This is a genomic window from Salicola sp. Rm-C-2C1-2, from assembly GCF_040196175.1.
GTDB lineage: Bacteria > Pseudomonadota > Gammaproteobacteria > Pseudomonadales > Oleiphilaceae > Halospina.
Genome location: NZ_JBEFNF010000001.1, coordinates 1,111,434 through 1,129,075, shown reverse-complemented (window position 1 = coordinate 1,129,075; position 17,642 = coordinate 1,111,434). Strand labels below are relative to the sequence as shown.

General features: G+C 58.9%; 18 protein-coding genes. 4 read left to right on the top strand and 14 right to left on the bottom strand.

What is annotated here, in order from left to right; genetic code table 11:
* Positions 1 to 42: 42 nt before the first annotated feature.
* Positions 43 to 477 (bottom strand): hypothetical protein, encoded by a 435-nt coding sequence (locus AAF659_RS05165; protein WP_349750620.1) that lies wholly within the window; start codon positions 475 to 477, stop codon positions 43 to 45.
* Between the two features lie 11 nt (positions 478 to 488).
* On the bottom strand, positions 489 to 1,706 hold the full coding sequence (locus AAF659_RS05160) for a pyridoxal phosphate-dependent aminotransferase (protein WP_349750619.1): 1,218 nt from the start codon (positions 1,704 to 1,706) through the stop codon (positions 489 to 491).
* Between the two features lie 54 nt (positions 1,707 to 1,760).
* On the opposite strand from AAF659_RS05160, the gene msrB reads away from it, so the two are divergent.
* The gene (gene msrB, locus AAF659_RS05155) at positions 1,761 to 2,159 is read left to right on the top strand and encodes a peptide-methionine (R)-S-oxide reductase MsrB (protein WP_349750618.1); all 399 of its coding nucleotides are present in this window, start codon (positions 1,761 to 1,763) and stop codon (positions 2,157 to 2,159) included.
* Here msrB and AAF659_RS05150 read toward each other — a convergent pair.
* Together AAF659_RS05150 and AAF659_RS05145 are read right to left on the bottom strand one after the other, a co-directional pair.
* Positions 2,141 to 4,483 carry an ATP-binding protein gene (locus AAF659_RS05150; protein ID WP_349750617.1) on the bottom strand — a complete coding sequence of 781 codons (2,343 nt, stop codon included), beginning with the start codon at positions 4,481 to 4,483 and terminating at the stop codon, positions 2,141 to 2,143. The genes msrB and AAF659_RS05150 overlap by 19 nt on opposite strands.
* A 38-nt stretch (positions 4,484 to 4,521) precedes the next feature.
* Positions 4,522 to 5,319 (bottom strand): hypothetical protein, encoded by a 798-nt coding sequence (locus tag AAF659_RS05145; protein WP_349750616.1) that lies wholly within the window; start codon positions 5,317 to 5,319, stop codon positions 4,522 to 4,524.
* A 140-nt stretch (positions 5,320 to 5,459) separates the two neighbouring features.
* Here AAF659_RS05145 and AAF659_RS05140 point away from each other — a divergent pair, with 140 nt between their 5' ends.
* Positions 5,460 to 6,470 carry a LysR family transcriptional regulator gene (locus AAF659_RS05140; protein ID WP_349750615.1) on the top strand — a complete coding sequence of 337 codons (1,011 nt, stop codon included), beginning with the start codon at positions 5,460 to 5,462 and terminating at the stop codon, positions 6,468 to 6,470.
* 3 nt (positions 6,471 to 6,473) lie between these two features.
* On the opposite strand, the gene AAF659_RS05135 is transcribed toward AAF659_RS05140, so the two are convergent.
* The 7 genes from AAF659_RS05135 to AAF659_RS05105 all read right to left on the bottom strand — a co-directional run bounded on the left by AAF659_RS05135 (position 6,474) and on the right by AAF659_RS05105 (position 12,795).
* The gene (locus tag AAF659_RS05135) at positions 6,474 to 7,433 is read right to left on the bottom strand and encodes a GNAT family N-acetyltransferase (protein WP_349750614.1); all 960 of its coding nucleotides are present in this window, start codon (positions 7,431 to 7,433) and stop codon (positions 6,474 to 6,476) included.
* Positions 7,430 to 8,620: a JmjC domain-containing protein gene (locus tag AAF659_RS05130; RefSeq protein WP_349750613.1), complete on the bottom strand. Its 1,191-nt coding sequence runs from the start codon at positions 8,618 to 8,620 to the stop codon at positions 7,430 to 7,432. Before AAF659_RS05130 ends, AAF659_RS05135 begins: the two co-directional genes overlap by 4 nt.
* Before the next feature lie 28 nt (positions 8,621 to 8,648).
* The gene (gene purB / locus AAF659_RS05125; protein WP_349750612.1) at positions 8,649 to 10,046 is read right to left on the bottom strand and encodes an adenylosuccinate lyase; all 1,398 of its coding nucleotides are present in this window, start codon (positions 10,044 to 10,046) and stop codon (positions 8,649 to 8,651) included.
* A 69-nt stretch (positions 10,047 to 10,115) separates the two neighbouring features.
* Positions 10,116 to 10,742, bottom strand: a complete 627-nt coding sequence (hflD, locus tag AAF659_RS05120) for a high frequency lysogenization protein HflD (RefSeq protein WP_349750611.1) — start codon at positions 10,740 to 10,742, stop codon at positions 10,116 to 10,118.
* Positions 10,739 to 11,905 carry a tRNA 2-thiouridine(34) synthase MnmA gene (gene mnmA, locus AAF659_RS05115; RefSeq protein ID WP_349750610.1) on the bottom strand — a complete coding sequence of 389 codons (1,167 nt, stop codon included), beginning with the start codon at positions 11,903 to 11,905 and terminating at the stop codon, positions 10,739 to 10,741. Before mnmA ends, hflD begins: the two co-directional genes overlap by 4 nt.
* A gap of 34 nt (positions 11,906 to 11,939) precedes the next feature.
* Positions 11,940 to 12,389 carry an NUDIX hydrolase gene (locus AAF659_RS05110; protein WP_349750609.1) on the bottom strand — a complete coding sequence of 150 codons (450 nt, stop codon included), beginning with the start codon at positions 12,387 to 12,389 and terminating at the stop codon, positions 11,940 to 11,942.
* A gap of 85 nt (positions 12,390 to 12,474) precedes the next feature.
* Positions 12,475 to 12,795 (bottom strand): cold shock domain-containing protein, encoded by a 321-nt coding sequence (locus AAF659_RS05105; protein ID WP_349750608.1) that lies wholly within the window; start codon positions 12,793 to 12,795, stop codon positions 12,475 to 12,477.
* A 304-nt stretch (positions 12,796 to 13,099) separates the two neighbouring features.
* Between AAF659_RS05105 and clpS the strand changes: the two genes are divergently transcribed.
* Together clpS and clpA are read left to right on the top strand one after the other, a co-directional pair.
* A complete protein-coding gene (gene clpS / locus AAF659_RS05100) occupies positions 13,100 to 13,453 on the top strand; it encodes an ATP-dependent Clp protease adapter ClpS (RefSeq protein WP_502949197.1) in 354 nt (117 codons plus the stop codon).
* Between the two features lie 14 nt (positions 13,454 to 13,467).
* Positions 13,468 to 15,753 carry an ATP-dependent Clp protease ATP-binding subunit ClpA gene (gene clpA / locus AAF659_RS05095; RefSeq protein WP_349750606.1) on the top strand — a complete coding sequence of 762 codons (2,286 nt, stop codon included), beginning with the start codon at positions 13,468 to 13,470 and terminating at the stop codon, positions 15,751 to 15,753.
* A 96-nt stretch (positions 15,754 to 15,849) separates the two neighbouring features.
* Here the strand turns inward: clpA and infA are convergent, their stop codons facing one another.
* The 3 genes from infA to aat form a co-directional block, all read right to left on the bottom strand.
* The gene (infA, locus tag AAF659_RS05090; RefSeq protein WP_077531475.1) at positions 15,850 to 16,068 is read right to left on the bottom strand and encodes a translation initiation factor IF-1; all 219 of its coding nucleotides are present in this window, start codon (positions 16,066 to 16,068) and stop codon (positions 15,850 to 15,852) included.
* 116 nt (positions 16,069 to 16,184) lie between these two features.
* Positions 16,185 to 16,925 (bottom strand): arginyltransferase, encoded by a 741-nt coding sequence (locus AAF659_RS05085; protein WP_349750605.1) that lies wholly within the window; start codon positions 16,923 to 16,925, stop codon positions 16,185 to 16,187.
* The gene (gene aat / locus AAF659_RS05080; protein WP_349750604.1) at positions 16,922 to 17,635 is read right to left on the bottom strand and encodes a leucyl/phenylalanyl-tRNA--protein transferase; all 714 of its coding nucleotides are present in this window, start codon (positions 17,633 to 17,635) and stop codon (positions 16,922 to 16,924) included. The genes AAF659_RS05085 and aat overlap by 4 nt, the downstream gene beginning before the upstream one ends.
* Positions 17,636 to 17,642: the final 7 nt, after the last annotated feature.

The window sequence follows — 17,642 nt, the reverse complement described above, 5'->3', positions numbered from 1 at the left end:
CGTAACGGTATTCAAGCCTGAAAATCGCCCATGGAGAAATGTTCAGTTTCGGGTAGGGGGGTCAAAGAGGAACTGGTGAACCGTCTCGGACAGTTCCGTGGAGGTAGCACCGGCCATGCACTGGCGTATGCGGTTAACGGCCAGAGCGGCCTCACGCACCAGCCCGCTGTCGCCGGCGGCTTCGCCTTCCGGATACTGGGTTGCCAAGCGGTTGAAGCACTCGGCTGTGAGCACAGCCTGATCAATGGCGTCCTGACCGATCACGGATTCATAGCGCAGCAACCCTTCCTCCGCCAGCCACAGCATGGCGCCGAAACAGGCCATATGCCGGCTGCTGTGCAGGCCGAATTCATCAGGTTCGTCGTCACCTGCGATGTCCTCCACGAACACCGCTCCCTTACGCGGGAATCGGTTGTAGAGGTGGATGAGGATCGCTGCCGTGTCCCGGTAGAAATCCTCGATGTGAAGATCGGCCATGGACGCCTCTGTCAGTCCTGACGGTAATGCTCGAGGAAGCGACCCAGGCGGCCGATGGCATCCTCGAGCATATCCACCCGAGGCAGGAAGACCACCCGGAAGTGCTGGTTATCCGGCAGATTGAAGGCTGAGCCATGCACTAGCAGCATTTGCTCCTGTCGCAGCAGGTCATACACCATCTTCTCGTCGTTGTGGATGGGGTACATTTCCGGATCCAGACGGGGAAACAGGTAAAGCGCGCCCTTGGGCTTGACGCAGCTCACCCCGGGAATGTCATTCAGCATCTTCCAGGCCAGGTCCCGCTGCTCGCAGAGGCGACCACCGGAAACGACGAGGTCATCAATGGACTGATAGCCGCCTAGAGAGGTCTGGATGGCGGTTTGCGCCGGTACATTGGAGCATAGCCGCATCGAGGCCAGCATGTTGATGCCTTCGATTAGCCCCTCTGCGCGGTGCTTGGCGCCGCTGATGATCATCCAGCCGGCACGGTAGCCTGCAGCTCGGTAATTCTTGGAGAGACCACCATAGGTGAAGAACAGGATGTCGTTTGCCAGCGATGCCGCCGGTACGTGGCGGTTGCCATCATAAAGGATCTTATCGTAGATCTCGTCGGCCAGCACCACCAGGTCGTGTTCGCGGGCCAGGCGGATGACCTGTTCCAGAAGATCCGCAGAATAGACGGCGCCGGTGGGGTTGTTGGGGTTGATCAGAACAATGGCACGGGTGCGCGAGGTGATCTTGGCACGGATATCGTCGATATCCGGGTACCAGTCCTGCTGCTCATCACAGTGGTAGTGCACAGGGCGACCACTGGAAAGGGTGGTGGCGGCCGTCCAGAGTGGGTAATCCGGAGCGGGAATCAAAACCTCATCACCGGTGTTGAGCAGTGCCTGCATGGACATGACGATCAGCTCACTCACCCCGTTACCGATGAAGACATCGTCGATGTCCACATCCGGGATGCCAATCTGCTGGCTGTACTGCATCACCGCCTTGCGTGCGGAGAACAAGCCTTTGGAATCGCAGTAGCTCTGAGCCACCGGCAGGTTGTGAACGACGTCTTGCTGGATCTCCTCGGGAATGTCAAGGCCGAATGCGCCGGGGTTACCGATGTTGAGTTTAAGGATCCGGTGACCTTCCTCTTCGAGCCGGTGGGCTTCCTGCTGGACGGGACCACGGATGTCGTAGCAGACGTTCTCGAGCTTGGCGGATTTTTCAAATTGCTGCATTCTATTGTAAACCCCTGAGTTGGCGCACACGGCATTGTAGCGGAGGCCTGCGAAATGACAAAAGTAAACCGCTCGGATCAGGAATGGCTCGAGAGCCTATCCCCGGAAAGTTACCGCGTTACCCGTGAGGGTGGCACGGAAAAGCCGTTCAGCGGCGAGTATAACGATTGTAAAAAGGACGGCGTCTACTGCTGCATCTGTTGTGGTGAGCCGTTGTTTGATGCTCGTCACAAGTTTGATTCCGGCTCTGGGTGGCCCAGTTACTGGCAGCCGGTCAACGAAGAAGCGGTGACGGAACGGGTGGACCGCAGTCACGGTATGGTCCGCACCGAGGCGCTTTGCGCCCAGTGTGAGGCCCATTTGGGGCATGTGTTTCCGGATGGTCCGGATCCAACCGGACTGCGTTACTGCATCAATTCGGCGGCGCTGGAGCTTCAGCCGCGGGAAAGCTGAACGCCATCCGTGCCACTCCAGCGCTCCAGAACCTCCCGCATGGCTTCGATGCTGTAGGGCTTGGTGAGGTAGTCGTTCATTCCGGCATTCAGGCACTGCTCGCGGTCGCCTTCCATGGCGTTGGCGGTAACCGCAATCACTGGAATATGTTCCAGTCCGCTCATGGCGCGCAGCTGTCGGGTCGCCTCAAAACCGTCCATGACTGGCATCTGGCAGTCCATCAGAACCAGGTCACCGCTATGGTGGCGCAGGTATTCCAGAGCCTGCTCGCCGTTTTCGCGGATCGTTACCCGGTGGCCCAGTTTGCGCAACATGCCGCTGGCCACCATCTGGTTTACCCGGTTGTCTTCGACCAGCAGGACATCCAGGGCAACAGTGGCGCGTGGCGCGCTGCTGTGCGACTCGGACGCCGCAGCCGTCAGGCCGATACAGATCCGTAGCGTGTTCACCAGCTGCCGGCGAACCAGTGGCAACTGAATGATTTCGGAGCGTTGCGCGCCGCCGTCGGTACCCAAATCAACCACAGGCGAGCACTGTTGGATCTGCTCCAGTAAAATCTGCCATCCCGGTTCCCGGCTGTTGACGATGATCAGGTCCTGGTTGTCCAGATCCAGTATTGAGCTGTCCTGCGGGATGGTGGTCTGGTGTTGTATCCGGATGCCCCAATAACGCAGGTGATCCTGCAGGGGAGGCTCATGGGGCGTATCGTGTCCGGCGAGCAACAGGGCTCGCATGCCACTGAAGTCGTTCTCACCATTGCGGGCAGGCGCTTCCGGGTCGACTTCCAGTGGTAGGAGGACACGGACCCGGGTTCCCCCCTGTTCCCGGGAATCAACGTCGATGGTGCCACCCATTCGGTCCACCAGCTGCCGGCACAGGGTCAGGCCGAGTCCGGTGCCACCAAAACGGCGTGCCGTGTCCGCCTGTCCCTGGGAAAAGGGAGAGAAAACTGACTTCTGGGCCTCCTCAGACATGCCGATGCCGGTATCTTCAACCACCAGCTCAAGGCCGTTATTGCCGGGGGCGAAGCTGAGGATGATCTGCCCCTGAGAGGTAAACTTGATGGCGTTGCCCATCAGGTTATTGATGATCTGGCGCAGCCGGGTGGGATCCCCGAGATAGGCGGGTTCGATGTCCGGAGCAATGCGCGTCACGATATCGACATCCGCGGCACAGGCACTCTGTTGCGCAAAGAGGGTTGCGCATTCCTCGGCAAGCGCACCAGCGTCGAGGCTGATCCGCTCAAGCGTAAGCTTGCCCGCCTCGACCTTGGAAATGTCCAGAATATCGTTGACCAGCGCCACCAGGTTCTCACCGGCGCCGAGCGCCAGCTCCATGCGCTCTCTCTCGGTGGCGTTAAGCCGCCCCTCCAGGGTCAGCCGCAGCATGCCCAGGAGTCCGTTCAGGGGGGTTCGGATCTCATGGCTCATGCTGGCGAGAAAATCGGCCCTTGCCCGGGCTGTCTTCAGGGCCTCCTCGCGGGCTTCGATCAGGGCTCTGTTGGAGCGTTGCAATGCTTCGTTTTTATCCCGGATCTCGGAGGTCCGCGTCTCAACGATCTGGGCAAGCCTTTCGTTGTAATCCTTGAGTCGGCCTTCGGCTTCCCGGAGTTTCTGGAGGCTATTATCAATGGTGTCCAGGTGCTCATTGGTAATGTGTACCAGCAGCCCGATCTCGTCGTGCTCGTGGCGCGGGGGCGTTGGCAGACGCGCCTTTTCCGCTTTCTCGGAGTCAACGTCCTGGAGTCCGCTGACAACGCGTAGCAGCGGTTTCGTGATCATTATATAGAAAATAACGAGAAGCAGCCCCGCCAGAGCAAGGCTCATAATGAAGCCGCTGAGTAGAGTGTAACCAGCGCGCTCAAGGAAAGTGCTGCCGAAAGAGTAGGTGTCGATGGTTACGTGGAGATGGCCGAGTGCCATGTCCGCGAGCTGGGAGACATGGAGCTGCTCGCGGTAATCGCGCCGGGGCTGGAACAATGAGTCGCTCAGCCAGCGGTAGGGGCTGTCGGAGGCAGGGCGCCGGCGCTGTGCCAGGATGCGCCCCTGGGGATCCTCAATGCGCGCCTGAACGATGGCGGGATGGCGCAGCAACCCGTCCAGAAGCTCTTCTGCCAGGCGGGTATCAATGTTGTAGGCGATCTGGGAGGCGGGACTGTGGCTGATTTCCATCAGTGCCCGGATCTCGCTGTTCATGTTGGACCGGGCATTGAAGTAGTCCAGCGTCACCACGCCCAGGTTCAGAAGGATTCCAAGGGTGAGCGCTGAAAGCACCACATTGCGGGTCAGACGGAACGATAAACGCTGTGAGAGCCTTGAATCCACACTTTGCCATCCCTTGTCAGAGGTTTCGCAGGCGGCCGTCAGTCATCGTAGTCCGCTTTCTTCTTCCAGGACTCTTCGTCCTGGATAAATTCTTCCCATTCACGGTTTACGCTGCTTGGCATGACCGCTTCCCGGCGCTCCGCACTGGGGTCTTCGCCCTCCGCAAGCCGATTGAGTTCCTTAATCCGTTCGCGATACCGGTTGACCATTTCCGCAGCGTCCGGGTGGTCCTTCGATTTCTCCAGCTCGCTCGCTGCCATATGAAAGCAGTGGATCGCCTTGCGGTAGCGCTTGGCCTTTTCATGGTCCTGCCCCTGGTAGACCATCAGATCCGCATAGACGCGATGAACCAGGAAAAGGACGTTGACCAGATGCTGGCGGGCGGCCTCCGCCGAGACGCGGCCGGCTTTCTTTTGGCGTTCCACAAAGCGGAACAGCATCTGCAGTAGATTGCGGATTTCTTTGACCCGCTCCTGGTCGTTCATGGGGAACTCGCCGGGCCCCTCGATCTGCCCGGCTTCCAGCGCGTTAAGCGCCGCCTGGTCGGCCTCTTCGAGCGCTGTGGGGTTGCCCGGTGCGTTGAGTTCCCGGAGCTGACCCGCGAGCTCCAGCGCCCGTTGCAGTATAAGCCGGCGCAGGGCCTTATCGAGGAAGGAGTTGGGTAGCTCATCCACAAAACGGCGCAGGAGGCTGTGGCCATCCTCCAGGGCCTTGATGCGACGCATTTGTTCGATACGGGATTTTTCCCGCATCTGGCTAACAACGACAAGTACGAGGCCGATGATCAGCAGCAGTGCTAGAACACTGATGATGGCGATAGCGGTCATAGTCAACACACGCTGGGTTATCCAGAATGGCTCCATTATAGACCAGATGCCCGATAACTGCATGAATGGTCGATCAATACGGCCGTTCAGGCTGGCAGGGGACGTTGCTCCGACGGCATAATGACGGTCCAATCAAGCTTGGAGCTGCCATGGATCTGTCCCGGGTCGACCTCAATCTCCTGGTGTACCTGGATGTGCTGTTGCGCGAGAAAAGTGTGACACGCGCGGCGAGTTATCTGGGGCTGACCCAGCCTGCCATGAGTAATGGCCTGCGCCGGCTGCGCGAGCTTTTTGACGATCCGCTGCTGGTGCGCACGAGTGAAGGCATGAGCCCCACAGAGCGCGCCCTGCAATTGCAGCCCCGGGTTCGCGAGATACTGGCCCAGGTGGAGCAGACGGTACAGAAGACCGGCTCTTTTGATGCGGGTGCCAGTGAGCGGGTCTTTCGCATTATGGCCAGTGACTATGCCGAGTCCACACTCATGCCGCGGGTTCTGCGACTGATCCGCCAGCTGGCGCCGCATGTCACACTGGATGTGCTCACCCCCTCGGATGTCAGCTTTTTGGATGTGGAACAGGGGCGAGTGGATATGGCGATCAACCGGTTTGACACCATCCCGCAGTCGTTCCATCAGCGTACGCTCTGGACGGACTGGTTCGCGTGTCTGATGAGCGATCAGAACCCGGTTTTACGTGAGCCATTCACGCTGGACACCTATCTGGAGGCGAATCACATCTGGGTCAGCAAGACAGGGTTTGGCGTGGGGGTGGGTGTGAACCCCCGGGACGTGCAGCGCCTCGGCTGGGTGGATGAAGCGCTCGGAAAGCTGGGGCGGAAACGCCAGATCTCGGTGTTCACGCGCCACTACCAGGTGGCAACCCTGCTGGCGGAGCAGCACGATGTGATGGCGACCTTGCCGTGTCGTGCTGCCTGGCTTCAGAAGGACAATCCGGCGCTGGTGGTTAAGGCACCGCCGTTCCCGATTCCACCGATTGAGCTGAAAATGGCGTGGAGCCCGCTGTTGCAGCACAATCCCGATCATCAATGGCTGCGCCAACGGATCGTGGAAGGGGCTGAGGAGCTGAACAGGGCATTTGAACCCTTTGCGGCGGATTTCATTCCCGCCGGGCCAGAGCCGGCCTTTCCCTCAGAGCGCTAAGTTTCACAGTGGCAGCTCACGCAGTTCCAGTGAACTGAAGCCGTATTCCCACGCGCGCTCAAATTCCTGAACAAAGGGGCGCAGTCGTCTTGGTGCCGAAGCGTTAGCAAAACCTTCCGCAGAGTCGAAGTCATGCCGACTGATAACGCCGCTGTCGTCCACAAGGATGACCGGGCGGGTACCGTGGGAGTAGCTGGTGTTGACCAGCCTGAGAGCCGTGCGGCTTGGCAGACGGCGCATCAGTTGCACCAGACTGTGGCGGCGTTTGACCAGTGGCGTGTCGTCGTGGATGAGAAAACGGATATCACTATGGCGGCTACGCCGGGCCAGCTGCGACACTGCCTGTTGCAGCGTGCTGTCGTCGTAGAGCGTGTGGCTGAGCGTCGTATCGTAGATCCAGAGACGTCGGGTCGCCTGCTCCGCCATGGCAAGCAGCGCTTCCAGCTGATCACCATTGGCGCTGAGCTGCCAGCTGGTGGTGTCGGAGGCCAGCAGGAAGGGGCACCGGGTTTCCGCTTGCTGCTGGGTGACCAGAGATGGCGCCGTGCAGTTCATGCGCCGGTGGGGAATGCCGGCGTCCATGTATCTGTCAGAAACCACGTAGAAACCCAGCCGACGGTAGAAATCAACCGCAGGTTCCTGAGCGCTGAGGGTAAACCGATTCCAGCTCGTAAGACCATCCTCAAGCATGCGGCTCAGAAGGCGTGTTCCAACACCCTCGCTACGGGCTCTGGCGGATACTGCCATGCGGCCAATGCCGCCCCAGCCGGCGGCGGTTTCATAGAGGCGTGCCGTTGCGATGGGCTCATCGTCATCGTCATGGACCAGGTAGTGTACCGCACTGGCGTCCACGTCATCCCATTCCAACTCCTCGGGGACCTGTTGTTCCGCGGTGAATACGCGGCGTCGCAGGCTTATGGCGGCTTCAGGCAGAGAGCCAGCAGGGTGTGCCTGGATCCTCATGCCTCATCGTCCTCCCCGCTCTCATCTTCATCCTCGGGATACAGGCTGCCCTGGTTGACCAGGGAGACCACAAGCTCTGCGAGTGCGGTTTCCTGAAGATAGCTGGTGAGAGCATTCATGTCTGGATGACGGCCAGCACACAGTACATCGGCAATGGCCGTGGCTTTTCCAGTGAGCCGAAATCTCTGGCCATCCACGAAAAGCAGTCGGCCACCGTCTTCGGGCAGGTCGTGGAAGCTGAAGCGGCTGCCTTCATTCCAGACCAGAGGGGTACCGTCGCTGACCAGGGTCTGAAGCGTTTCGGTATCCAGAGGATCGTCCGGGGGTTCCACGATGCCAGCGTGCTTAGGCTCGGTCATAGCCTGGCCGAACCAGCTGGCAATGGCGTCAGGATCTTTGAGCGCATTTTCGAGAATTGAGCGTAACTCATTGATCTGCCTTTCAGTGATTCGCCCAGGGTTATCCTGTATTGCCGGCTCTGGGTCCTCAAGCTGGCGGTCGAGTTCAGGGCTGTCGGCCACGAAGTCCGCGACTCCGGTCACTACATCGGCATGACTGGGCGTGCGGAAGCCGATGGACAGCGTCATGCAGTCGTTCTCCGCGATGCCCCAATGCGCCACCCCTGGGGGTAGATAGAGCATGTCTCCCGGGTTCAGAACCGCTTCCTCCTGGGTCTCGAAGTCCGCCAGGATATGCAGTGATGACCCTTCTACGCGGGGCGAGCTGTCGTCATGCACACCTCCGATTTTCCAGCGGCGCTGACCAATGGTCTGGAGCAGGAAGACGTCGTAGCGGTCGAAATGCGGGCCCACGCTGCCGCCAACGGGCGCAAAGCTGGCCATGATGTCGTCCAGGCGCCAGTTGGGGACGAAGCGGAAGTATTCGAGGTACTCCGCAGCCTCGGGCACCCAGTGATCCAACCCCTGGACCAGCAGCGTCCAGTCCCTGTCAGGCAATGACTGCAGGTAAGACTCCTGGAACGGTCCGTTATGGAGTTGCCAGGGCTTGCTGTTTTCCTGCTCGAATACGAGTCGGGATTCGACCGCTTCCTCGCAGGCAAGGCCCGCCAGCTCGTCTACCGATACCGGGGACTCAATTCCCGGGAAGGCGTTGCGGATGATCAGTGGCTTCTTCTGCCAGTAATCGCAGAGAAAGGTTTCGATACTGGTTTCGCCGAGTACGGACATAGCAGTTCCAGGTCGTAGGTGTCGGGTCTCAGTTCGGGGAGCGCTCGCGGATGGCCTTTGCCTGTTCTGCCGCGTTGCCTGTGTAGGTTGCTGGCGTCAGGGTGCGCAGCTGATCGCGGGCCGCTTCCGGGATGTCCAGGCTATCGATGAAGGCATGGATTACGTCCGGCGTCATGGCTTTACCGCGGGTCAGTTCTTTGAGCCTCTCGTACGGGTTCTCAACCCGATAGCGCCGCATCAGAGTCTGAATGGGTTCGGCCAGGATTTCCCACGCCTGCTGAAGGTCTTCATCCAGACGCTGTGGATTCACTTCGAGCTTGGAAAGACCTTTGAGGCTGGCCTGCCAGGCGATCAGGCTGTGTGCCACGCCCACGCCCAGGTTACGTAATACTGTGGAATCGGTCAGATCGCGTTGCCAGCGGGAGATGGGCAGCTTGGCGGCAAGGTGGTCGAAGATGGCATTGGCCAGCCCGAGATTGCCCTCCGAGTTTTCGAAGTCGATCGGGTTGACCTTGTGCGGCATGGTTGAGGAGCCGATTTCGCCGGCCACGGTGCGCTGTTTGAAATAGCCCAGAGAAATGTACCCCCACAGATCACGATCCAGGTCGATCAGGGCAGTGTTGAAGCGGCTCAGGACGTTGAAAAGTTCCGCCATGCAGTCATGGGGCTCGATCTGGGTAGTATAAGGGTTCCAGCTCAGCCCGAGTTCTTCCACGAAGCGCCGGCTCAGGTCTTCCCAGTCCACTTCCGGGTAGGCGCACAGGTGCGCATTATAGTTGCCTACCGCGCCGTTCATCTTGCCCATGAGCACGGCGTTGCTCAACTGTTCACGCTGGCGCGCAAGGCGGTAGGCGCTGTTCGCCAGCTCCTTGCCGACTGTGGTGGGCGACGCCGTCTGGCCATGGGTGCGAGCGAGCATGGGCTGTTCCGCCAGGTCCTCGGCCATGCTCTGAAGTTGCTCCAGGAGTTCGTTCATCGCCGGCAGCATCTGGGTATCGAGTGCTTCGCGCAGCATCAATGCGTGAGAGAGGTTATTGATGTCCTCGGAGGTGCATGCAAAGTGGACGAACTCGGAAACCTCTGTCAGCTCCGGCAGCGAGTCACTGACCGAGGCGATGCGTTCTTTGATGAAGTACTCCACCGCCTTGACGTCATGATTGGTCGTGCGCTCGGTGGCCTTAATAGTCTCGGCGTCTTCCAGACTGAAACCGGTCACCAGGTTGTCCAGAAAACGGGCGGCAGCCTCAGAAAAGGCGGGTACCTCGGGGATGGCCTGCTGGGCGGCCAGGTGCTGGAGCCAGCGGACTTCCACCGTGACGCGGGCGCGGATGAGTCCGTACTCGCTGACGATTTCGCGCAGCGGTGCCACTTTGCTGGCGTAACGTCCGTCAACGGGCGAGATCGCCGTCAGGGCGTTCAGATCCATGAAGACAAGCCTCTCATCAATGGTTAAGGACGCTCATTATACATGACCAGGTGGGATGCAGGCAGGCGCTCAGTTGAGGTCGTGAAGGATGCCGTCGGCGATGGCAACGTGGCGCTTGCGTCGGAAGATCAGCTGCCAGCGCCGGCCACCGAGTTGACGCCAGAGGACGGCAGAGCGGATGCCGGCCAGCAGACAAGCTCGGATTCGGGCCGCGTTTTCTTCAATTTCAAGGTATTGGCGGTGACCATTCACGTTGATTTTGATGCGGAAGGTGCCCAGAGTGTCCTGGTAGATGCTGGCAAGGTTGCGCAGAACGTTCGTGTGCGTAGCGCCGAAATGCTCAACGCTGCGCCGGGCCTGTTCAATGCGTTCACCGACGGTGTCCATCATATCCTTCTGGTTGCGAAGACGTGCCTCAAGCTGAACCAGGCTGAGGCTGTAGCGCAGGATCTGTGCGTCCTGGCCGGCGGGTTGCTCGCTCATGGCTCGACTCAGGGTCTTGAGCCCTTCGCGCAGGCCATACAGGTCGCCGTAAACATCAAGGGTATTGCTGGGGTCCGTCTGGAAAAGGGACTGGATGGTGGTTTCCAGCGGCTCCTGCTGGCACTGGCCCTTGGTCGCGGTCTCATGGACCAGGCTGGCAGCCTGGAATATGCCAGCCAGGGCGAGGGTCTGGTCGCGCAGGCTGGCGCTCACGCGGTCTGCCCCTGCATGGGGATGGATTCCCCCGGAGAACCCGTTTTGTCCATGAAGGTTCGTTCGATGACTCCGCCCCCCAGGCAGACCTCGCCCTGATAGAAGACGACCGACTGGCCGGGCGTGACAGCACGTTGGGGTTCGTCATAAAGCACACGATAACCGTTACCGGCCGCCTCCAGAATGCAACTCTGGTCCGGCTGGCGGTATCGGTTCTTTGCAAAACAGCGCAATGGCAATTCAGGTTCTCCGGTGACCCAGTCAATGTGGTCTGTGTACAGGCCCTGGCGGTAAAGCAAAGGATGGTGGCCACCCTGGACGGCAATCAGGACGTTGCGGTCCAGGTCCTTGTCCGCCACGTACCAGGGGTCGGTGCTGTAACCGGAAAGACCTCCGATTCCGAGGCCCTGACGCTGACCGATCGTGTGGTACATCAGCCCCTGATGACGCCCGATCACGTCGCCCTCCGGGGTTTGAATGTCACCCGGCTGGGCCGGCAGGTACGTCTTGAGAAAATCACTGAAACGACGCTCACCGATGAAACAGATGCCGGTGCTGTCCTTTTTATCATGGGTGACCAGGCCGGCTTCCTCTGCGATCCGGCGCACCTCGGCCTTATCCATGTCTCCGAGCGGAAACAGAGTACGCGCCAGCCGTTCACCAGCCACTGCGTGCAGGAAGTAGCTCTGATCCTTGTTGGCATCTTGGCCGCGCAGCAGCTGCGCCTGGGAGCCGTCACCCACAAGCCGGCGGCGTGCATAGTGGCCGGTGGCAATGTAATCGGCGCCCAGCGTCACTGCGTGATCCAGAAATGCCCGGAACTTGATCTCCTTGTTGCACAGGATGTCCGGATTGGGTGTACGCCCGGCGCTGTATTCGGCCAGAAAGTGCTCGAATACGTGATCCCAGTATTCGCCCGAGAAACTGACCGTGTACAGTGGAATTCCGATGCACCCGGCCACGGCCTGTGCGTCCGCAAGATCCTCCATGATTGTGCAGTGTTCAGTACCGTCCGCCTCGTCCCAGTTTTTCATAAACAGCCCTTCAACGCGGTAGCCCTGCTGTTTCAGGAGCAGGGCTGCCACGGAGGAGTCGACACCGCCGGACAGGCCGACGATGACGCGTGGGGCGGCATCGTTACCGGTATTGAGCACATCGTTCATAGAGAGCCTATTGTAATGTATTGGTGCGGGTGCGTCACTTCAGGTCGATCTCGTGAATGAGATCCAACGGGAAGTGGCGGCCATGCCGATAGTCATCGATGCATTTGGTAACTAAAGGACTGCGCAGCTGATCGTGCCGGGCTTCCAGCTCGCCGCGGGTAAACCAGTGTGCGGCGATGATGCCTTCGTCCAGTGCGTGGGTTTCACGGGAGCCGGCATCGCCGATAAAGGCGTAACGATGATAGGTGATGCCATTATGCGGGGATCGGAAAACATAAACTCCCAGAAAGGCGTTGAGAGTTACCGGGTAGCCGGTTTCTTCAAGGGCTTCACGCCGGGCGGCTTCGAGTATGGATTCGCCCTCCTCAATGTGGCCGGCCGGTTGGTTGATGACCACAGCGCCTTCACTGTGTTCCTCAACCATAAGGAGCCGTTCGCCGTCCGGCACCACAACGGCAACGGTTGCATTGGGTTTCCACTGCATCAGGTAACCTCCGGTCTTGGACTTCGGAGTCAGACTCTAGGGCCTTGAGCAGTGGAAGGGAAGTGGCGGCCGACAGCGGACAGGTTCAGGCTGTCTCGTGTCGCGACTCCGGCTGCTGGGACCGGGACTCACCATTATCGGTATCATTGGGCTCCTGCGGTGACGCAGCTGGGTCACTGGCTTCCTTCCGCCGCGAAGTCGTTTCATGGGGGATGATGTTCACTGCATGAATGCCCTTGGCGCTGGGCTGTTTTTCAAATTCCACGCGCTGACCCGCCTTGAGGGTCTTGTAGCCTTCCATCTGGATGGAGGAGAAGTGAACGAACAGATCCTCGCTTTCCCCTTCCTCAATAATGAAGCCGTAGCCCTTGGCATTGTTGAACCACTTGACCTTGCCCTGATGCATCGCCTCCTCCTTGCTCGCAGAGGTTCCTTGACTGCCGCCCGCCTGGCACCCGGAGTTGACGCCCCGTAACGCTCTCCGACTACAGCGGGTGATTGAATGTAACGCCTTGTAAAAATTGTTGGTGAGACTGTTGACCAAAAATCCATCAGAGTCAACAGACGTAAATTGGTTTTGAGGAATGGTCGAGCGTGATCCGTACGGGTGTCGTGCGGGATTAACGTGATAAAATCTGCGCAAATGATCATGAGCATGGGTGAGAATCCGCACATGGCGATACATTATGATTGAAGACAGGTTCGTAAAGATGGATCAGGCTCTACTAGTATGGAACCAAGATGGCGAAGAAGGGGATCCGGGCCAGGACGACGGCACTGCCGTTGAAACGGAAAAACCGGAGGTCAAGCATCCCTCGATGTACAAGGTGGTGCTTATGAACGACGACTACACGCCGATGGATTTCGTCGTTGAGGTTCTGATGACTTTCTTCGCCATGCCGGAGGAAAAGGCGACACAGATCATGCTGGCGGTACATACACAGGGCAAAGCAGTCTGTGGCGTCTATACTCGGGACATAGCGGAAACGAAAGCGGCTCAGGTGAATCAATATGCTTCCGAGCATGATCATCCGCTGCTGTGTGAGATTGAACGAGCTGACTGAAACCGGGGTGGCCCATGCTCAGTAAAGACCTCGAATTGACCCTCAACGAGGCATTTCGCAACGCGCGTGATAAGCGTCATGAGTTCATGACCGTTGAGCATCTGTTGCTGGCATTGCTCGATAACGAATCGGCAGTGCGCGTGCTCAAAGCCTGCGGGGCCGACCTGCCGCGACTGCGCGAGGAACTCAACGATTTCGTGGATTCCACGACGCCGCTGATTCCCTCAAATGACACGGAGCGCGAAACGCAGCCAACGCTGGGTTTTCAGCGTGTTCTGCAGCGGGCTGTTTTCCACGTGCAATCGTCCGGCAAAAAAGAGGTTACCGGCGCCAACGTGCTGGTGGCTATCTTCAGCGAACAGGAGAGCCAGGCGGTTTTTGTGCTCAAGAAGCAGAACATCGCCCGAATTGACGTGGTCAACTTCATTTCCCATGGCATTTCCAAAGTGTCAGGGCCGGATGAGAAAGAAGAGGGCTCGGAGTCGGATTCAATGCAGCAGGATGAAAGCGCGGAAGAGGGTACCAGCTCCAATCCGCTGGAAGCTTATGCCCAGAACCTGAATGAACGTGCGACTCAGGGCCACATTGACCCACTGATCGGGCGCGAGTACGAAGTTGAGAGGACGGTCCAGACTCTGGTGCGCCGACGCAAGAACAATCCGCTGCTGGTGGGTGAGGCCGGCGTGGGCAAGACCGCTATTGCCGAGGGTCTGGCCAAGAAGATCGTGGATGGCGACGTGCCCGGCGTAATCAACAACGCCGAGGTGTTCTCGCTGGATCTGGGAGCGCTTCTGGCCGGCACCAAATACCGGGGTGATTTTGAGAAGCGTCTCAAGGCACTGCTGGCGGAGCTGAAAAAGCGCGAACACGCCATCCTGTTCATTGACGAGATCCACACCATCATTGGTGCCGGATCGGCCTCGGGTGGGGTAATGGATGCTTCGAATCTGCTCAAGCCCATGCTCGGTTCCGGTGAGATACGCTGCATCGGCTCTACGACCTTCTCTGAGTTTCGCGGTATCTTTGAGAAGGACAGCGCTCTGGCGCGGCGTTTCCAGAAGATCGATGTGAATGAACCCAGTGTTGAGGACACCCACCGCATCCTCAAGGGCCTCAAGAGTCACTTCGAAAAACATCACGAGCTCAAGTACACCGACAAGGCGCTGCGCAGTGCGGCCGAGCTGGCGGGGCGCTATATCACAGACCGTCACCTGCCGGACAAGGCGATTGATGTGATCGACGAAGCGGGCGCGCGTCAGCAGCTGCTGCCAGTGTCGAGACGCCGCAAGGTCATCAACGAGACCATCATTGAGGATATTGTGGCTTCGATCGCTCGTATTCCGCCGAAGAACGTCTCGACGTCGGATAAGGATGTGCTGCGCAACATTGAGCGCGACCTGAAGATGACGGTCTTCGGGCAGGATGAGGCCATTGAGTCGCTTTCCACCGCCATCAAGTTGGCACGCGCCGGGCTTAAGGCACCAGAGAAGCCGGAGGGGGCTTTCATGTTTGCGGGCCCCACGGGTGTTGGCAAGACTGAAGTGACGCGTCAAATGGCCAACCTGCTGGGCATTGAGCTCGTGCGCTTTGATATGTCCGAGTACATGGAGCGACACACAGTGTCACGCCTGATCGGGGCGCCCCCGGGCTACGTAGGCTATGATCAGGGCGGGCTGCTTACCGAGAACGTGAACAAGCACCCACACTGCGTTCTGCTGTTGGATGAGATTGAGAAGGCGCACCCGGAAGTGTTCAACCTGTTGCTGCAGGTCATGGACCACGGGACGCTCACGGATAACAACGGGCGCAAGGCGGACTTCCGCCATGTGATCCTGGTGATGACGACCAATGCGGGCGCGGAAGTACTGACCAAGCGCTCCATCGGTTTTGCCAATCAGGACCACAGCAGCGACGGTATGGAGATCATCAATAAGACCTTTACGCCGGAGTTCCGCAATCGCCTGGATGGCATCATTCAGTTCCGCTCGCTCAGTCCGGAAATCATCTCGCATGTGGTCGACAAGTTCCTCACGGAGCTGCAGGCGCAGCTTGACGAAAAGCAGGTCGTGTTGCACGTGGACGATGAAGCCAAGCTCTGGCTGGCTCAGCACGGCTACGATGAGAACATGGGTGCACGTCCCATGGGCCGCCTGATTCAGGAGAAGATCAAGAAAGGTTTGGCGGACGAGATCCTGTTTGGACGCCTGTCCAAGAGCGGCGGCGATGTCTCGATCACGGTTAAGGACGATGATATCGCCTTCGAATTTGAGACAGAGGAGCCGGCTGAACCCGTCGAGTAACAGTAGCACCATAATGAAAAACCCCGCCATCCACTGGATGGCGGGGTTTTTTTAATGTCGGACAGAAACCGCAGCGGGTGCGCCCGAAAAAAAGGGCTAGCGGTAGCGGTAAGTGATCCGGCCCTTGCTCAGGTCATAGGGGGTCAGCTCTACCTTGACCTTATCGCCGGTCAGGATGCGGATGTAATTCTTTCGCATCTTCCCCGAGATGTGGGCGGTAACGGTATGCCCGTTCTCAAGCTCCACACGGAACATGGTGTTGGGAAGGGTGTCGACGATTACGCCTTCCATTTCAACGGCATCGGACTTTGCCATTCAGTTGCTTCTCCGTACTGTGATGAAATGCTGGTATGCACCCGGCAGAATCAAGACACGCGCCTGTGCCAGGGCAGAGGATCGCAATTCTGCCTTAATTTGCGTTCATTGCCAAATCAGTTGGATGAATCCTGGTGTGCGCCGTCACTGCTGATCAGTTCAGTCCAGCGGCCACTGATCAGCTGTTCCAGAGGGCGAAAGCGGGTCTTGTAGTTCATCTTGCGACACTGGCGGATCCAGTAGCCCAGATACAGATGCCGCAGACCCAGCCTGTGGGCTTCCTGAATCTGCCACAGAATGGCAAAGGTTCCCAGGCTGCGTTTTTCCTCGCCGGGTTCAAAAAACGTATAAATGGCGGAAAAACCGGTATCAAGCACATCCACCACTGCCACCGCAATCAACCGGCCCTCGCGCCGCATCTCCAGGAAGAACCCATCGATGCTGCCCTCGATCAGAAAAGAGGTGAACTGTTCCCTGCTGGGCGGGTACATATCCCCGTCGTGATGGCGCTCGACAATGTAGCGTTCGTAGAGTTCGTAGATTTCCTCGTCGAAGCGCACCGGAGTCTGGATCAGGGTCAGATCCCGGTTGTCACGACGTACACGGCGTTGGGAACGATCCGGTTGGAAGCGGGCCACAGGGATGCGTACAGGAATGCAGGCATTGCAGCCGCGGCAGTGGGGGCGATAGTAGTGGGAACCGCTGCGTCGGAAGCCCAGCTCCGTAAGCTGCGTATAGAGGTTGCGGTCTACCTGGGCGCGTGGATCCACGAACATGGTTGTTGCCTGACGGTCGGTCAGGTAACTGCACGGGTGTTCCGGAGTGGCGAAAAAAATAAGTGTGTTGAGACTGCTCATGCCTCCGGCTCCCGGCCCCAGAACCAGTCCATCTGCCAATCGTGCCCGGCGCGACGATTCACGTTCTGTTTAAGTATAGTCAAAAATTGCCGGCGTGAAATCCGTTCAGCGCCCAGACTCATCAGATGGCCGTTCTCCACCTGGCAGTCCATCAGCGCATAGCCCCAGCTTTCGAGCTGGCGGGCAACGTGGACGAACACCACTTTGGAGGCATCGCGTTCGCGGCTGAACATGGACTCGCCAAAGAAACATCGGCCGATCGCGACGCCATATAGGCCACCCACGAGGTCGCCCTCTGTGTTCCAGGCTTCAAAGGAATGAGCATGACCGAGTTCGTGAAGATGGCTGTAGGCCGCTTCCATATCGCCGGTGATCCAGGTGCCTTCCTCTCGCAGAGCCCCGCAGTTGCGGATTACCTCCTCAAAGGCACAGTCGGCTGTGATGCGCAGGTCATCGCGGTTAAGGCGACGGCGCAGGCTTCGGGAAATATGCACGCGCGAAGGGAAAAGAACGCAGCGCGGGTTGGGAGACCACCAGAGAATGGGCTGATCATCCGAGAACCAGGGAAAGATCCCCCAGCTGTAGGCCTGGACCAGTCGCTCCGGATGCAGGTCGCCCCCGATTGCCAGGAGCCCGTCTGGTTCATCCAGGGCGGTTTCCGGGTCGGGGAACCAATGGGAGCGGGTGTCCAGCCAGGGGAGCGCGGACATAGGCGGC

Excerpts from the sequence above, each read along its gene's own strand:
- AAF659_RS05165 (WP_349750620.1), bottom strand. The coding sequence starts at position 477 with ATGGCCGATCTTCACATCGAGGATTTCTACCGGGACACGGCAGCGATC.
- AAF659_RS05160 (WP_349750619.1), bottom strand. The coding sequence starts at position 1,706 with ATGCAGCAATTTGAAAAATCCGCCAAGCTCGAGAACGTCTGCTACGAC.
- msrB (WP_349750618.1), top strand. The coding sequence starts at position 1,761 with ATGACAAAAGTAAACCGCTCGGATCAGGAATGGCTCGAGAGCCTATCC.
- AAF659_RS05140 (WP_349750615.1), top strand. The coding sequence starts at position 5,460 with ATGGATCTGTCCCGGGTCGACCTCAATCTCCTGGTGTACCTGGATGTG.
- AAF659_RS05135 (WP_349750614.1), bottom strand. The coding sequence starts at position 7,433 with ATGAGGATCCAGGCACACCCTGCTGGCTCTCTGCCTGAAGCCGCCATA.
- AAF659_RS05130 (WP_349750613.1), bottom strand. The coding sequence starts at position 8,620 with ATGTCCGTACTCGGCGAAACCAGTATCGAAACCTTTCTCTGCGATTAC.
- purB (WP_349750612.1), bottom strand. The coding sequence starts at position 10,046 with ATGGATCTGAACGCCCTGACGGCGATCTCGCCCGTTGACGGACGTTAC.
- mnmA (WP_349750610.1), bottom strand. The coding sequence starts at position 11,905 with ATGAACGATGTGCTCAATACCGGTAACGATGCCGCCCCACGCGTCATC.
- AAF659_RS05110 (WP_349750609.1), bottom strand. The coding sequence starts at position 12,389 with ATGCAGTGGAAACCCAATGCAACCGTTGCCGTTGTGGTGCCGGACGGC.
- AAF659_RS05105 (WP_349750608.1), bottom strand. The coding sequence starts at position 12,795 with ATGCATCAGGGCAAGGTCAAGTGGTTCAACAATGCCAAGGGCTACGGC.
- clpS (WP_502949197.1), top strand. The coding sequence starts at position 13,100 with ATGGATCAGGCTCTACTAGTATGGAACCAAGATGGCGAAGAAGGGGAT.
- clpA (WP_349750606.1), top strand. The coding sequence starts at position 13,468 with ATGCTCAGTAAAGACCTCGAATTGACCCTCAACGAGGCATTTCGCAAC.
- infA (WP_077531475.1), bottom strand. The coding sequence starts at position 16,068 with ATGGCAAAGTCCGATGCCGTTGAAATGGAAGGCGTAATCGTCGACACC.
- AAF659_RS05085 (WP_349750605.1), bottom strand. The coding sequence starts at position 16,925 with ATGAGCAGTCTCAACACACTTATTTTTTTCGCCACTCCGGAACACCCG.
- aat (WP_349750604.1), bottom strand. The coding sequence starts at position 17,635 with ATGTCCGCGCTCCCCTGGCTGGACACCCGCTCCCATTGGTTCCCCGAC.